Source organism: Novosphingobium sp. AAP1, assembly GCF_001295765.1.
GTDB lineage: Bacteria > Pseudomonadota > Alphaproteobacteria > Sphingomonadales > Sphingomonadaceae > Novosphingobium > Novosphingobium capsulatum.
This window is the reverse complement of the sequence record NZ_LJHO01000028.1, coordinates 1-16,146: the sequence shown is the minus strand read 5'-3', so window position 1 is coordinate 16,146 and position 16,146 is coordinate 1. Positions and strand designations below refer to the sequence as shown.

General features: G+C 61.1%; 13 protein-coding genes. 10 read left to right on the top strand and 3 right to left on the bottom strand.

What is annotated here, in order from left to right; genetic code table 11:
* Window positions 1-1,025, top strand: a 1,025-nt coding sequence (locus tag IP65_RS22065) for a tyrosine-type recombinase/integrase (RefSeq protein ID WP_054132859.1), incomplete at its 5' end; no start/stop codon positions are given.
* A 307-nt stretch (window positions 1,026-1,332) separates the two neighbouring features.
* On the opposite strand, the gene IP65_RS20280 is transcribed toward IP65_RS22065, so the two are convergent.
* Window positions 1,333-2,202 (bottom strand): LysR family transcriptional regulator, encoded by an 870-nt coding sequence (locus IP65_RS20280; RefSeq protein ID WP_054132855.1) that lies wholly within the window; start codon window positions 2,200-2,202, stop codon window positions 1,333-1,335.
* A gap of 109 nt (window positions 2,203-2,311) precedes the next feature.
* On the opposite strand from IP65_RS20280, the gene IP65_RS20275 reads away from it, so the two are divergent.
* The 5 genes from IP65_RS20275 (at window position 2,312) to IP65_RS20255 (ending at window position 7,089) form a co-directional block, all read left to right on the top strand.
* On the top strand, window positions 2,312-3,403 hold the full coding sequence (locus IP65_RS20275; RefSeq protein WP_082350291.1) for a YeiH family protein: 1,092 nt from the start codon (window positions 2,312-2,314) through the stop codon (window positions 3,401-3,403).
* Window positions 3,404-3,499: 96 nt separating this feature from the next.
* Window positions 3,500-3,868, top strand: coding sequence for a DUF305 domain-containing protein (locus tag IP65_RS20270; protein ID WP_231627831.1), 369 nt, complete (start codon window positions 3,500-3,502; stop codon window positions 3,866-3,868).
* Entirely contained in the window at window positions 3,865-5,295 is a 1,431-nt protein-coding gene (locus tag IP65_RS20265; RefSeq protein ID WP_231627830.1) for a YncE family protein, read from the top strand. Before IP65_RS20270 ends, IP65_RS20265 begins: the two co-directional genes overlap by 4 nt.
* A gap of 775 nt (window positions 5,296-6,070) precedes the next feature.
* Window positions 6,071-6,682, top strand: a complete 612-nt coding sequence (locus IP65_RS20260; protein WP_197279309.1) for a hypothetical protein — start codon at window positions 6,071-6,073, stop codon at window positions 6,680-6,682.
* A gap of 17 nt (window positions 6,683-6,699) precedes the next feature.
* Entirely contained in the window at window positions 6,700-7,089 is a 390-nt protein-coding gene (locus IP65_RS20255) for a lysozyme inhibitor LprI family protein (protein ID WP_054132856.1), read from the top strand.
* A gap of 261 nt (window positions 7,090-7,350) precedes the next feature.
* Here IP65_RS20255 and IP65_RS20250 read toward each other — a convergent pair whose 3' ends face one another.
* On the bottom strand, window positions 7,351-8,553 hold the full coding sequence (locus IP65_RS20250; RefSeq protein ID WP_054132852.1) for an IS256 family transposase: 1,203 nt from the start codon (window positions 8,551-8,553) through the stop codon (window positions 7,351-7,353).
* A gap of 405 nt (window positions 8,554-8,958) precedes the next feature.
* Entirely contained in the window at window positions 8,959-9,684 is a 726-nt protein-coding gene (locus IP65_RS20245) for a hypothetical protein (protein WP_156306805.1), read from the bottom strand.
* Window positions 9,685-9,949: 265 nt separating this feature from the next.
* On the opposite strand from IP65_RS20245, the gene IP65_RS21145 reads away from it, so the two are divergent.
* The 4 genes from IP65_RS21145 to IP65_RS21140 are packed head-to-tail and all read left to right on the top strand — an operon-like array spanning window position 9,950 to window position 16,033.
* Window positions 9,950-10,996 carry a CHC2 zinc finger domain-containing protein gene (locus IP65_RS21145; RefSeq protein ID WP_082350290.1) on the top strand — a complete coding sequence of 349 codons (1,047 nt, stop codon included), beginning with the start codon at window positions 9,950-9,952 and terminating at the stop codon, window positions 10,994-10,996.
* Window positions 10,993-14,187, top strand: coding sequence for an RNA-directed DNA polymerase (locus tag IP65_RS20235; protein ID WP_054132849.1), 3,195 nt, complete (start codon window positions 10,993-10,995; stop codon window positions 14,185-14,187). Before IP65_RS21145 ends, IP65_RS20235 begins: the two co-directional genes overlap by 4 nt.
* On the top strand, window positions 14,184-15,092 hold the full coding sequence (locus IP65_RS20230) for a hypothetical protein (RefSeq protein WP_054132848.1): 909 nt from the start codon (window positions 14,184-14,186) through the stop codon (window positions 15,090-15,092). The genes IP65_RS20235 and IP65_RS20230 overlap by 4 nt, the downstream gene beginning before the upstream one ends.
* Window positions 15,092-16,033 (top strand): 3'-5' exonuclease, encoded by a 942-nt coding sequence (locus IP65_RS21140; protein WP_082350289.1) that lies wholly within the window; start codon window positions 15,092-15,094, stop codon window positions 16,031-16,033. Before IP65_RS20230 ends, IP65_RS21140 begins: the two co-directional genes overlap by 1 nt.
* Window positions 16,034-16,146: the final 113 nt, after the last annotated feature.

Sequence of the window (16,146 nt, the reverse complement as noted above, 5' to 3'; positions counted from 1 at the left end):
CGGAGGCCAGAGTGGCGCTGGGGCAGGGCAGGGACCCTGGTGCCAGCAACAGGTCGCCAGCGGGAAAGACGTTCGAGCAGGCGGCGCGGGCCTGGCATGAGAACCGCGAGGGCAATCTTGACGAACGTCATGCCAAGCGGCTGATGACGCGGCTCGAGCGCGATGCCTTCCCCGTGCTCGGCAGTCGGCCGCTTCGCTCCATCACCAGCGCTGACGTGCTGGCCATGGTTCGGACCGTGGAAGCGCGCGGCGCGCTCGACGTAAGCCGGCGTATCAAGCAGCACGTCAGCCAGATCTATCGCTTCGCGATTCCGCAAGGCTGGGCCGATCAGGATCCGGCCGCATATCTGTCGGACCTGTTGAAGCCGAAGCCGCGCGTGCGGCATATGGCACGGGTGGGTTTGCAGGAACTGCCTGCGCTGGCTCAGGCAATCGACAGCTACGACGGCGAAGAGAATCCGCGCCGTCGCGCCGTAACCCGTGCGGCGTTGCTGTTCACGCTGCTGACCTGGGCACGGACCAACGAGACTCGCCTTGCGCGCTGGGATGAGTTCGAGCAACTCGATGGGCCGGAGCCGCTGTGGCGCGTGCCCGCGGCGCGGATGAAGATGGAACGCGAGCACCTTGTGCCGCTGTCGCGCCAGGTCGTGTCGTTGCTCGAAGCCGTCAGGGCCTATTCGACAGGTGATTACGTCTTCGGCGGTGACAAGCTGGGCCAGCCGATTTCTCAGAACACCATGATCTATGGCTGCTATCGCATGGGATATCGTGGGCGACAGACGGTCCACGGCTTCCGCGGTCTGGCCTCCACCTGGGCCAACGAAGCCGAGCGCTACCGGTCCGATTGGATCGAGATGGCACTTGCCCACGTCGACCGCGATGACGTCCGCAGCGCCTACAACAGCGCGCTGTACCTGTCGCCGCGCCGGCGCATGTTGCAGGATTGGGCCGATCACGTGTTCGGCTTGTTGAAGGAAAGCAGCACCCTCCACGTTGAAGGTTTCGAGATGGCTCACACGACCTGACATGCGCCTGCCGGCCAGCGGTAGGTTGCTGTAACCCGATCATGGCGAAAGGGGGGGCGGTTCCTGCCTTAGTTGCTGACGTTCAGAGGCCCTGGCTGCGGCGTCGGAACCAGTCGTACGTTCACCGTTATCGCAGTGCAGGGGAATGCCGGGGCCTGGGACAAACCCACCATCTAGGCGGCCGAGCCGAACGGCGGGTTCAACCGGGAGCAGCCGTTCACGAGCGTCCCGAAGGATGGCGAAACAGCAACGCGCATATCTCGCCAGCACTCGCGCCCTTGGACGCGCAGCTCAAAGGTCGCTTCTGCTATGCCCCGATCACGTCCAACAGGGCGTCTGCGGCTTTCGTGCGATAGCGCTCCTTGTGTCGCAACCCGAAGAAAGGGCGCGGCTCGAACGCGATCGGGGCGGCGTGCAGCGTGCCTGCTGCGATGGCGGGTTCGACCACCAGCGCTGACAGAACGGCGACGCCAGCGCCCGCCTCGACGGCCGTGCGGACGCTCTCGTTCGAGGGCATTGTCAGTGCCACGTCGAGGGTGGCTGGATCGACGCCCAGGCGGCGCAAGTGGCTGTCGAAGGTCGAGCGCGTGCCGGACCCCGCTTCGCGCAGCACCCAGCGCGCCTGACACAGCCAGGCGGCGTCGATCGGCGCATTCCCAAACGGCCTGGCCCCGATCAGCAGCAATCGATCCTCACCTATCCGCCAATGCGCCAATGCCGGATCGTCGATCTGCCCTTCGATGATCCCCAGGTCCGCCGCGCCATCGTGGACGCGCGCGGCCGCCTGTTCGCTGTTCCCGATCGCCAGGTCGATGTCGATCGCCGGGTGACGCGCGTGGAAGGTCGCGAGGAAGGGCGGCAGCCAATAGGCAGCGATTGTCTGGCTGGCGACGACCCGAAGTGTGCCCCGCGCCAGGCCGCCCAGGTCGCGCAGCACCGTCTCAGCTGCTTCCGCCCGCGCCAGAACGCCGCGCGCTTCCGCCAGGAACAGTCGTCCGGCCTCGGTCAGCATGATACCGCGCCCGACACGGTGGAACAGCTTGATCGCATGCCGTTCCTCCAGCGAAGCAATAGCCGCAGAAGCCGCCGATTGAGTGACGTTAAGCGCGCGGGCAGCCGCCGTCATATGCTCGCGCTCGGCCACGGCGACGAAGATGCGAAGCTGTTCCAGCGTCATGCCGGCCCTGTATCTCAATCAATCATGTCTGGCGATCGGAATGATAATATAGATGCGTTGGAACGATCGGTGATCACGGCATAGATGATGCGGCGGAAGGAATATCCCCATGACGACCGTTGCCCGACCCAACACTGTCACACCCATCGGCCGGTCTGACCGACTGCTCCCCCTCATGCCGGGTATCGGTCTGTGTCTGGCTGTGACCGGCACCGCCTATGCGCTGGAAGCTGGTGAGCGCGCCGTCGCGGGCAAGGCCTGGCTGGAGGCGTTGGTGCTCGCCATTCTGATCGGCACCGCCATCCGCAGCCTTTGGACGCCCGGTGACAGATGGCACGACGGCATCGCGTTCAGCGCCAAATATCTGTTGGAAGTCGCGGTCGTCCTGCTCGGAGCTTCCGTCAGTGCCGCCACAATCGTGGCTGCCGGCGTGCCGCTTCTCGTCGGGATCGCCGGCGTGGTGGCAAGTGCGATCCTGCTGAGCTTCGGTATCGGTCGCCTGCTGGGCCTGCCGACGCGGATGGCGCTGCTGGTCGCATGCGGCAACTCGATCTGCGGCAACTCAGCCATTGCCGCGGTAGCACCGGTGATCGAAGCCGACAGCGACGATGTAGCCGCTTCCATCGCGTTCACCGCCGTGCTGGGCGTCATCGTCGTGCTGGGCCTGCCGCTGCTCGGGATCGCGCTCGGCATGAGCGGCATCGCCTTCGGGGCGCTGGCCGGACTGACCGTGTACGCGGTGCCGCAGGTGATTGCGGCCGCCTCGCCACTGGGGGCTGCGGCGGTGCAGATGGGGACGTTGGTCAAGCTCGTCCGCGTGCTGATGCTGGGGCCAGTCTGCCTCGTCCTGTCGCTGATTGCGCCGCGCCTTGCCCCGCAGGAGCTACCAGCGGGAGAGGTCGTGGCGGGCACCGCAAGGGTAAGAAAGTTCGACCTCGCCCATTTGGTCCCGTGGTTCATCGTCGGCTTTCTCGTGATGGTCGCCTGTCGGTCGTTCGGGCTGGTGCCGTCCGCCGCGATTGCGCCGATCGGCCGCATCTCCACCTTGCTGACCGTGGTGTCGATGGCAGCGCTGGGACTGGGCGTGGACGTCCGCACCGTCGCCAAGGCGGGCGGCAAGGTGACGGCCGCGGTGGTGCTGTCGCTGCTCGGCCTGGGCGTGATCAGCATGTCCCTGCTGGCCGTGTTACACATCGCCTGACGGCCGATCGTGGCCGGAGCGGATCGAATAACATGGGTTTATGTTGAGCCGGATGCGTGGACCTCCCGTGTCCGACCGTATGGAGTTGCCGATATCGTGAGAATCCCGCTCAAGACAGCGCTCGCTGCTGCCGCTCTGGTCAGTGGCGCGGCGCTGGCCCAGACCAGCGACTTCGCCACCGTGATGGCCGGCGCGATGCAGCGCATGCATCAGGCGATGGCAGTCCCGTCGACTGGCGATCCCGACCGCGACTTCGCCGCGATGATGATCCCGCATCATCAGGGCGCCATCGACATGGCAGAGGCGGAACTCCGCTTCGGCAAGGACGAGCGGCTACGCCGTCTGGCGCAGGGGATCATCGTCGAGCAACGGCAGGAGATCGCGGTGATGCAGGCCATCCTGAACGAAAAGGGCGGCGCTCCCGCCGCTCCCCAGACCCACCACTCGGAAGGAACCCATCGGTGAAGCAGCTGATCCTCGCAGCCCTTGCCGGCACCTTGCTGGCCCCCGCCGCGGCGACCGCGCAGCAGGTGCCGAACGCACAGCCTGACATGCCCGTCTCGTCCGGCGACCGGTTCTATACCTCGGACCAGTTTTCCAACACCGTGTCGGTCATCGATCCGTCGACCAACCGGCTGCTCGGCGTCATCAAGCTGGGCGATCCGACGCCGATGAACCTCAGCCCGCTCTATCGTGGGCAGTTGCTGGTCCACGGCATGGGCTTCTCGCCCGACCGGCGGACGCTCGCCGTCGTGTCGATCGGATCGAATGCGGTCAGTTTCATTGACACCGCCACCAACAGTGTCCGCCACACGACCTATGTCGGCCGCAGCCCGCACGAGGCCTTCTTCCGCCCCGACGGCCGCGAGGTCTGGGTCAGCGTACGCGGCGAGGATTATATCGCCGTCATCGATGGCGCGACCTACAAGGAGGCGGGCCGCATTCCCGTCCCGAACGGTCCCGGCATGACGATCTTCTCGCCAGATGGGAAGTATGGCTATGTCTGCTCCAGCTTCTCGCCCGAAACCGTCGTGATCGACACCACGTCGAAGCGGATCGTCGGCCGGGTGAAGCAGGAAAGCCCCTTCTGCCCTGACATCGCCGCGACGCCCGATGGCAAGCAGGTGTGGCTGACGCTGAAGGACATCGGGAAGGTCATGGTGTTCGACGCCAGGCCTCCGTTCGCGGTGCTGAAGAGCTTCGCGACGGGAGCGATCACCAACCACGTCAACATCGCTAAGACGCCACGCGGGCAGTTCGCCTATGTGACGGTCGGCACCGAGAATGTCGTGAAGGTGTTCCGCACCGATAATTTCGCCCAGGTCGCGACGATCCCCGTTGGAGCGTTGCCGCACGGGCTGTGGCCCTCGGGCGATGGCAGCCGCATCTATGTCGGCCTGGAGAATGCCGATGCGGTGGCCGCGATCGACACCGCGACGAACAGGGTTATCGCCACCATACCGATCGGGCAAGGCCCGCAGGGGGTCGCCTATGCTCCCGGCGCGGTGCCCTCAGGCGATGGCATGGCCGGTCTTCAACCGCTCGCCAAGGCGGGCGAGAAGGTGCAACTGACCCTCTCCGGCACCGGACAGAGCCAGGTGACGCTGTTCGATCAGGGGCAGGTGCAGATCCTGCAGGCCGCCGTCGCGGGCCTGCCGCCGAAGATGCCGTTCGTGCTGGGCCTGTCGACCAGTCCCGATGGCAACGGCCCGGTCGAACCGCTCGCCAAGTTCATGACCAATCCCGCCGGCGGTGCGATCGTCAACGCGGTTGGCCCCCTGCGGCAGATCGTCACGCCGGCTGCCCCCGCACGATCGCGCCGCTATCTGGTGATCGCCTCCGGTCAGCCGGAATCTGTGGGCACCGTCGTGCAACGGCAGGTCAAAAAGTAACGGACGCCCGTTTCGGAACGAGCATCGGGGACGCCACAGATGCTCGTTCTCGACTGCCCATTTTCGAAAACGAATTTCCAATGGGACGGGATGGTACGAGCGCAGTGGTTTTTCCTATGCTTATAGGTGGCAGTTTTCCCAAAATCTGTTTCAAATCGATCTTTCCCGAACCTGCCCCAGAGAGATGAAGAGGTTAAACTGCCAAATGGTGTGGCGCAGCAGGCAATGTGTGTGCGGAGGCGTATGCAAAGAATGGCCTTCGACCGAACAATGTGAGTGCTTGGTCGAAAACCCATGAGTGGCCGCTTTTGGAGATAGCGGCCGTACACGTGACCTAACCGGAACGGCAATAATTGGTCGAGTACCGACGATGGCGAAAGCCGGATCGGGGACAAACCCGTCATCCCCAGCCGGTTCGGCAAATTTCGGCCTCCAAGAGGAACCGACATTCGCGCGTCCGGCCACATTGGCTCGTTGAACGAGCAAGGCTGGCCGTCACCGACTGCGAGCTATTAGCCCTCATTCCCCATATAGCCGTGCCGTGGCAGGGTGCGCGCCACTCTCTCGTTCGACCGGGGTCAACGGCCAGCGATTGAGATCAGGAGCCAAGTCACCTAGGATCTTTGATCCGCAACCACCCTCTGGTGCTGTAGAGAATGGATCATCAACAGAGATGCCTGGGCTGTTACGTCGACTGCGCGTTTGGATGCACGCACGCAGATGGCGCCTGTGGCTAATATTGGGCTTTTGCTGGCTGTTCGCCCTTATCGCTGTGATGGCGGCGTGGATTGGTGTCGCCTTTCTGCGCCAGTCGACCGATCGAGATGCAGGCGCAATCGCGCTCAATCTCGTTTTGGTTTGGCTTCTCGCGACCGTCGGCCTGACGGTGGTTCATCGTGGGATGTACCGCAGGTTTCGAGATAATGCCGGCCAACAATCCCAGGTCGCGCGAGACCAAAACGCTCCACTCCCCTCAGTTTTCGATCCATCACCGCGACCAACCCCGCGGATAGTTTGGCCATGGTCCCTGCGTGTTCGCCACTTTCTCATTTATCTCGTCGGCATTGTGACGATACTTTACGTCTTTGCGCCCTATTCCAATCAGATTGCCATAGTTCGTTTTCTCCTCGCGAACAGCGCCGGCCGGGCGTCTGCCGGGAGCCTCAGTGCACTCGTGTTCGGCTTTGTGCCAATGGTGACGCTAACGGTGCTGATAGGCCTGCTTACCAGGCGTCAGATGAAGCGGCGCGACGCCGGCCTGCTCGATGCAGATGGCAAAGCCTTGTTGGATGCGGAAACAAGCTGGCTTTTCTCATTTGTCGCCGCATTCATCGCCATAATGTTCTTGTGCCGCTGGGCGGGCGGGATGATCGTGCAGACACTATGATTTTGCCTTTTAGCCTGATGTTGTTGGCCGCCGCTGCGCCCTCCACCCCCGGCGGTGATCCGGTTCAGGCAGCATTGACACGCTGCCTTGACGCGCCCGCAAACGGTTCGACGGCAGGCCAGACTGATTGCTATGCCATCGCGGCACGTGCTTACGACAAGCGTATGAACCGTGCTTATGCCGCCCTGATGCAGCAGCTCCCGGTCGCCGCACGGGAGACACTGCGTAGGGCGCAGCGGGCGTGGCTTGCCTTCCGCGACGCCGAAAGCGTAGCTCGAGGTGCGCTCTACGCAACCCGCACCGGCACGATCTATGTGCCGATGGAAGCATCGTCTGCTGTCACCGTGACGCGCGACCGCACGCTGCAACTGGAAGGCGCCCTTCGAGTCCTGTCGATCGACCGCTGATCGGTCGGAACTGGGACGGTTTGCCGACTGAAGACTTTCAGATGCGAATGGGTGATTGTGCCAGCACCGGACGTTCAAGCCGACGGTGCGGAACGACCGGCTTTGGTCGCCTGCCGCCAGTGCGCTGTGATGGAAAATGCCGCCCCAAACTCGGTCATTCGCGCTCAATTTTGACGTGATCGATTCTTGCCGCTGATCGTGTCCCTCGGCGTGGTGTAGCTTATCTGGGCCACCGTCGATTTCGGCACCAGTTTGAGTCGGTCATGCTCCGGGTACAGCCGAGAGCATGACGATGGGATTGTCGCTCACGGGCGCCATGGTTTCAAGGGACATGTAGCGCCCGCGCTGTACGGCCCATTCATCGGACTGCTCCATGAGGATCGCACCGATGAGGCGAGTGATCGCGGCCTCGTTGGGGAAGATGCCTACGACCTCGGTTCTGCGCTTGATCTCGCCATTGAGGCGCTCGATGGGATTCGTACTGTGCAACTTGGCGCGGTGTTCCTTTGGGAAGGTCATGTAGGCCAGCACGTCGGGTTCGGCATCGTCCATCAAAGTCGCCAGTTTCGGGAGCTTTGGGCGCATCTGGTCGGCAACGGAGCGCCATTGCTGGCTGGCTGCCTCGGGCGTTTCCTGCGCGAAGGCGGTGCCGATGAATGCCGAGACGACGCGGCGGCCACTCTTGCCGGCATGGGCGAGCGCATTACGCATGAAGTGGATGCGGCAACGCTGCCATGTTGCGCACAGCAGCTTGGATACCGCCGCCTTGATGCCTTCGTGGGCGTCGGAGATCACGAGCTTCACGCCGCGCAGGCCCCGGCGCGTCAGCTTGCGCAGGAAGGCGGTCCAGAACGGCTCGGCCTCAGAAGGGCCGATGTCCATGCCCAGCACTTCGCGGCGACCGTCGCTGTTGACGCCCACCGCGATGATCACTGCAACCGAGACGATGCGGCCATCCTGGCGGACTTTGACATAGGTGGCGTCGATCCACAGGTACGGCCAGTTGCCCTCGATCGGGCGATCGAGGAAGGCATGCACCTTTTGGTCGAGCTCTTCGCACAGGCGGCTGACCTGGCTTTTGGAGATGCCATCCATGCCCAGCGCCTTGACCAGATCATCGACCGATCGCGTCGAGATGCCATGCACATAGGCTTCTTGGATGACCGCCGTCAGCGCCCGCTCGGCCATCCGGCGCGGCTCCAGAAAACCGGGGAAATAGCTGCCCTTGCGCAACTTGGGGATGCGCAGTTCCACCGTTCCCGCGCGGGTTTGCCAATCGCGGTCGCGGTAGCCGTTGCGCTGGACAAGCCGATCGGCGGACTTCTCGCCGTGGGCCGCACCCGTCAGGCCGCCGACCTCCATCTCCATCAACCGCCCGGCGGCAAAGGAGATCATCTCGCGCAAAATATCCGCGTCAGGGGCCTTCTCGACCAGCGCGCGCAGGTGCATCATGGAATCGGTCATCGTGGTTCTCCAGGTTCGAGCTTCGCAACCCAAACCTAGCCGAAAATCACGGTGACCACCCGCGCTGCTGGCCGAACGCTACAGCGCTATATGGCAAGCGCGCGCCCGGCCAGCAGCGCTGACCTCAGATCCTACACCACGTCCCGGGACGCGACCCTTGCCGCTCGTTCAGCACGCTGTAGCAATGGAGTAAAGACTTGGGCTGGAACTTAGCAGTCGTTCCGTCGCGACATGCCGATTGACCGGTCTCGTCAGGGGCCTAATTTCGGCGTGCAGTCCACCACCTCATCATCGCGGCGGCAACTGGGCCGCTTGCGGCCAGCCCGCTTATCAGACGCGATCCGCGATAGCTGCCATCCCCGGTGTGGCGCGCTCGTTCGACCCCGGCCGCGCGAGGCAGGCGCGTTAATCCGAAGCGGCAATTGATATCTCGCCAGCGCCGGTCCAAGCTTCTTGCCAAGCGGAAAGGACGGGCAGTTCATCCCAAGGCGCGGCGAGTACTGGCCAGCCCATAGCCCGCCCCCAGGCTCGGCACTTGACCAGACCGTCTTCGATCGCACGTCGGGCGGTCTCGCGTTCACGGTCTTCGAGACTCTGCCAATAGGTATGGGCAAGCAACACGCGATTTGCGGGAGCAATCTCGGCCCAAGGAAAAGGTGGCTCCATCCAACAGGCATTTTGTACGGAATGATCCTGCACGGTCAAACCGCAGCATTCGTTCATTTGAGCGACCTGCACGGTGATCAGCACGAACTTCCGCGTGCCCTTCACGGTGTACGAACTCACGATGGGGCCGTGGAGCATGGATGGAACTACTTCACCGTGATGTTCCAGCACGATGCCCGCTTCTGCTTCCGCACGCGCGGTAGTAGAGCGGGTTAGCAACTTCGGTATGTTGATCTTGTTGTCATCTCCCGCCATGTCGCGCGCGCGGACCATACCGCCAGGCATCGACCACGCACGGGCAAACTCATACTTTGGATCGCGCGCGGCCTTCTGGACCATAGCAACAGCGCTTCCACATCTCAGGAATAGCACGGCGCCCAGTCGCCAGGCCGAATCGGCATGTCCGACAAAGCCATCGGGTAATATTTTGCACCTTTGAACAAAGGTTTCCAGATCAGCAGTCATATCGTTCCTTCAACCCGCTGAGTGGCAGGGCTACACTAGTCCACCTTGATGCTAACCAACCGCCACCCGGTTGCAATGTCGATACCTATTTGGCAGTTTCAAAGTGGCGAGAGCCGCGTGAAATGGGGGATACTATCATTGAGACCTTTGCACCGCTTGCGCGCGTCGCGCCCGTGAGCCGCATGCCCTGTTGGATCGGCGCGTGTCCGATTGAAGCAAATCTAACGGTCATTGAAGCCACCTTCACAGACAGCCAAGTAACCGAATGATGGATCTCGATGTGCTCAAGGCGATCCCAATTGCGAACGTCGCGGCAAGCTTGGAGATTTGCCTGCCTCCCAATGGACGTGGGCGCTGTCCGCTACCCGGGCACGAAGATCGTAACCCCTCCTTCGCACTTCGATTTTCGACGAACAGCTTTCGCTGCTTCTCCTGCGGTCGGCGTGGCAGTGTCATCGACCTCGTTATGGAAATGGAGGGTCGAGACTTTGCCGGCGCTTGCAGATGGTTACGCGAGCGATTTGGACGAAGCGAACCTGATGCATCTCGTCACACGAACCGGTTCTTGGCGTCGCGCGCGTCCAAGTCGACCATACGGGCGGCGCGCAACGTGGCACCCGCTTCCGACCTTAACCCCGATCCAGAAGTCTTTGGCTGGCTCCTCGATAACGCACCTCTTCAGGACAGCGGCCGCGAATATCTTCGTTCCCGAGGTTTCCGCGATGCCACAATCTCCGGCTTTCGCATCGGGCAACTCGGTAACAGAACATCGACGCTGCGAGAAGCATGCAGAGTATTCGGGGATGCGCGTCTTCGCAGATGCGGCCTGGTTTTCGACGGCCGATTTGGCCCCAGGTTGATTTTCCCATCGGGCTATCTGCTGTTTCCCTTTCTCGACCAAGAGCGCGTTCTCTATCTGCAGGGCCGCCGCGCTGATAATGGCTTAGAGTTTAGATGGGCTTGTCCCAAGGATCTCCCACCCCCCGCCTATAACCTCGACATCCTGGCGGGCTCATCCGCCTCGATCCTGATTTGCGAAGGCGTGACCGACGTCCTGTCCGCTGCGGAATTGGGGAAGGAAGCACTCGGCCTGCTCGGCGCGGACAGTAGGCTCGATCCCGCCATCATACCGAAGCTTAGGCAACGCAACGTCATCGTGATCGGCGACGCCGACAAGGCGGGAGAACGGTTCTCGCGGGCGCTGGTGAACTTGCTTGGCTCCTATGGTGTCACAGCGATTTCTCGACCGCCACCGTCAGGCGCCAGTGATCTCAATGCTTATCTCCAAATCCGGCGCGGCGAAACGACATGACCTGGTTCGATCTACTCTTGCTTCCCGAAAACCTGCTCTGGGCATGGCGCAAGGCGAAGCGCGCCTATCGAATGGCGGACAGCCTCTACGACCAAGCGGAGGTCGCAGCATTCGAGCTCGATCTCGAAGCGCAGCTCGAAAGCATCCGCAGCGATTTCGCGGCAGGGATATGGAAGAGCGCGCCGCTTCGTCTCGTCCCGCAACCGAAGAAACCGGACAAGAACGGCCATCCGCGGCTCCGTCAGTATTTTCAAGTCGCGGTGCGCGATCAGGTCGCATGGTGTGCGCTGGCCAACGTGCTTGGCCCGGAGCTCGATCAGAAGATGCCGGCCTGGAGCTATGGGAATCGCTTGTACCGAGCAGCTTGGTATGAACGCGAAGACCACGAAGCCCGGCCGTCGCGACTGAACATCGGCCCCTATCGTCACTCGGCCGGCCATCTCTACCGGCATTTCAAGCATAGCTGGCCGTTGTTCCGGCGACATGTCTCACTGACTGCCCGTAAGATGGTCACCGAGAAGATCGATCCAGATGTTCTCGATCAGGGAGAACGGCAGGCGCTCGAACAGTCCGATGGCCTTGCCTATCTGGAGCGCGGGCACTGGGTTCGGCCGGAAAAGGCTAGCGAAACTATCTACGCGGCATCCTTCGACCTCAAGAAATTCTACCCTTCGATCCGCATGTCTGCAATCAAGCGGGGATTCGAGACTTTGGTGGAGGGCTATTCAGAAGATCCTCGCCTACGTGCTCTAATCGAACAGATGCTGGCGTTCAAAGTCGATGCGTCCGGTCTCTCGATGGCGATGTTGGCGGCAGTCGATCCCGTTGTCTCAAGTGGTCCGTTCGATGGGCTCCCCACCGGCCTGTTTGCGAGCGGCTTTCTCGCGAACGTCGCGATGCTGCCTCTCGACCTCGATCTGGACGCACAATTGCTGACACGCCGTGATATCGCTCACTTCCGCTTTGTCGATGACCATGAAGTTCTGGCCTATGACTTTGACGCGATCATCAAGTGGATTGCCGATTATATGGGCTTGCTCCGAAAGCACGGAATCGGTGCTGAGATCGAACCCGACAAGTTTTTGCCCAAAGAGCTCAAGGGGATATTATTTCCCGAGCTGATTGATAAATCAGCCGTCGACGATGACTTGATCGAAGTGGCGAGGACCGCTGCCGCGGTTAATGGGCGCAAGCCTAGTCAACTGATGACACGGACACTTGCCCAAGTCTCTATGCTCGCGGGGATAGACTTTGATCTTCTGACTGATGCCGCACGCGGTCAACGGCTGGAGCAGCTCGAATGGTTACTGTTGGCCAATATCCCCGAGCAGGAAATTCGCGGGGACACGCGCATGGCGTTTGCCGCAGCCAGAATCTCGACGCTCACGCCTGCGCTTTTTAGACCCAGCGACAAACTGCTTGAAGCCCTTCGAAAGCTTCAGATTTTAAAGGCTGTCCAACCGGTCGATCAGAGCACCAAGGATGGCATTAAGGCGCTTAACGCGACCATCGCCACGCTCAGGAAAGAAGAAAGCGACAATTGGAGAAAGCTTCTTAATCGCCATTTCGGTTTGTTATTCGAGGCGTTTGCAACTCATCCAGACAAAGCGCGCCTATTCATCCGGCTTTTCGACTTCTGTCGTGTTACCGGCTTTGATGGGTTCTCGCACATCACGAATTGGATGCGCGATCATCGGTCCGGCGACCACAAGCAACTCTGCTGCTATCTGGGCTCTCTGGCGCTCCAAAACCTCTCACGGCACATTCTCAATGCGAGCGTAGCGGTGACGCGCGCCAATCTCCTACACAGGGAACGTGACGCTGCGCGCAACTTCCTGAAGAATGTAGCGCGAGCCAAGCTTGGTGCATTCGTGATCAGGCCGTCGCCTAAAGATCCGTTGCAGCACTTTCAAGCCGATGCTCAGCGCGCCGTGACCGCAGCCTTGGTCATTGCAGGTCTCGAAATCGCTGACGAAGAATCGGAACTGTCGAAAGCAATGTACGAGTGCGCCGCGTCGTCTGGTACCCGCGCGGGGCCGCAAGCGATCTTCGACTTAAATCGGGTCACAGGCGTTTCGCTTGGCATATGGTATCATTGGTTTTTCATGACAACTTTGGCGCACGGGGATGCAACGCCGCGCTATTGGGGTCTGGTCGCCGACGCTCTTGATCCAGCGGATCCGGATGACTGGAGATGCCTGCGCCGCTATCCTAGTGCGCTTTCCACCCAGGCTTGGAAATGGCTGGGCGAGCATCCGACTATTCTGCACGCGGACGACACAGGATGGCTGCTCGACGCTGCCCGCAGCGCACCGGCCGCGTTCGAACAGCTACCGCCTGGAACTCCAATCGTGGATGACGTGCGTGTGCGCACGAACGCCTTGGCCGCACAGCCGACGCTGCGCGATTGGGTCACCTTTACGAACAGTCTTAAACCCAATGATCCCCGGCGTTCAGAATGGACGGCGCTGGAGATCCTAAGGCAGATTCTAAAGCCATTGTTCGACTTCGATGATCTGGATCTTGATGGACGCGATCCAGAATTTCTAGATGTCCTTCATCCTGAGAATGTTCAAATTCCTCGGAACTGGACTGCAATGGCGGCGGATGCACTCGTTGAGGGAACCCCGACTTGGGAAGGCTGGCGCAAATACGTGCACGATCCCATGCATAGCGTTCACATGGTCGACTTCGGCCTGTTAGATTATCGCTATCGTGAAATTCTGCCGAAGAATGATCGAGGATGGCCTCGCCGGTTGCGGCCAATTGGGCAACTTCTATGGGGACTACTCCGGCGAAGCTTTGATCTGCCGGCAGCCTGGAACATCCGCGGTCAGGAGCGAGGCCTTATGGAGATCGTGGCCCGAGACCTCGAAAAGCTTCCGATATCCTCGTTCACACTTTCAATCCTTCAGTCGTGCCTGCTCCCGCGCAATCGGGAGACGTCACTGCTGGCTTTGTTCCCCTCATTGTTCGGCACACAGCATCGCGCTGCGGCCGACGACACCGAGTTTGATCGACCGATCCGGTCGGCACAACAGTTAGACCGACTTCTCGAGCGCGCGCAATCCATGCTGCAGCTCACACAGATGACCGTGTTGGAACACCAACCGCGACAACTGATTCCCGTTCGCCTGCGACAACTGGGCGCGTTTGAAGGGGACGCCGGGCAAGCGGAGGATTTGCTATGACCGGCGAGCCCGTATCCGTTCTGAATGCGTCGCTTAAGCTCGGCGTAATCCAGACTTCCCTGGATCCCGCCGCAGCATGGGCGGCCGGCACCAAAATGAGCCCCTGCGAAGAAGAGCGTGCGATCCTTGAAATCCGTGGATATTTCGCAGCTTTCCGCCAAGAGGAGCAGTCTCCGGATATCATCTTGCTGCCGGAGCTCGCGGTTCCCACGGGCTTCGAACCAAAGCTGCGCGCTATGGCGAACGGCTTGCAGTCGGTCGTCATCGCGGGTTTGGATTATCGCAATGGCGCCCAAGCCGGACACATCCATAATGACGCGCTTCTCATCGTGCCGAAGCGATGGCGGGGCAAGGCTATGGGGTCTCATGCAGTGACCCGTCGGATCGGCAAGACCTACCCTGCGCCAGAGGAAAAGAAGAAGCTTCTATCGGTGCCCTGCGAGTTTCAGCCGGACCCGTCTGTCTGGTTGTTCGATGGGGACGGAATCGGCACGTTCGGCGTCATGGTATGCTATGATTTTCTCGATCTCGAACGTATCGCCATGTACCGCGGTAAAGTCCAGCACCTCTTCATCCTCGCGCTGAATAAGGACGCCACGTCCTTTCGTCACGTCGCCGAGGCCGTTTCGCGGATGGTCTTTTGCAACGTGGTGATTTGCAATTGCGGCCACTTCGGAGGCTCGCTCGCGGTTTCGCCCTACCGCCTTTCCGAACGGCGTACCATATATCAACACGCTGGCCCGGGGCTTTCGACAGGGCAGATCATCGAATTGCCGGTGGCCACCCTGGATTTGCATCAGCGCGGCGGCGACCCGATGAAGGACGGCATTAAGGAGTACAAAAGTTTGCCGCCTGGCTATGAGATCTCTCTGATGCTCCTCGAACAACTCGCGAAATTGAACTGATGGGGCTGATCTTACGCCTTCTTGCCCGCCTGGCAGGCTCGGTGGCTCCGCCGCTCGCAAACGATGAGCTTCAAGGCGAAGCATTGGCCCAAATGCTTGAACGTCAACCTGGCTTCCGAGTACTGCGCGCACTGGACGACGGGGATCATGTCGAGCAGCTCCGGCCCTGCGCTGCTGACGAGCAAATTGGTCTGGTGATCGATACAGAGACGACCGGACTCGATCCTAACGAGGATCGCCTGATCGAGATCGCAGCCCAAAGCTTTATCTTCAATCCCGATGGGGAAATCCTAGAGGTCGAACGGGTAAAGTCGTGGATGGAGGATCCAGGGCGACCGATCACGGATCGCATCTCCAAGCTGACGGGACTCAGCAATCAGACGCTGGAGGGCAAACGCTTCGACGATGTTGCGATCACCGGCGCACTCGCGACTGCTGATTTGGTGATCGCGCACAACGCTGCGTTCGATCGTCCTTTTCTCGACGTACGTTTTCCTGGCCTGCGCTATCGGGCCTGGGCTTGTAGCCTAACCCAGCTGGACTGGCTTGATCTCGGCTTTGATGGTCGTGCGCTTGGACATCTAGTGCTACAAAGCGGGCGGTTTTTCGAGGGGCATCGCGCAGGTAATGACGTCGAAGCACTGACATCCCTTCTAGCAGTGAAAACAGCCGATGGGCGGTCAGTTCTTTCCCACCTGTTATCGCGCTGCGCGCTTGATAGCTTTCGAGTTGAAGCCGTGGGCGCTCCGTTCGATGCGAAAGATCTGCTCCGGTCGCGTGGCTATCGCTGGAATCCCGGCCTTCGTTTCTGGTGGAGGGAAATTGATACAGCAAAGGAAGGTGAGGAGGTAGCCTGGCTCGATCAGCAGGTATATCAGGGACGTGGGAAGGCGATCATTCGTCGCATCACTCCTAGTGAACGTTTTGCATCACGCGACTAGCGCGGGACTTACCACGGACATTAGGAGTTCCAGCCGCGGTGAAAGACATCGTAGTTTTTGTTCGCTGGTGCCGGCGCGATCGCCCAGAGGGGGCGCTTACCCTTCCCGACGCC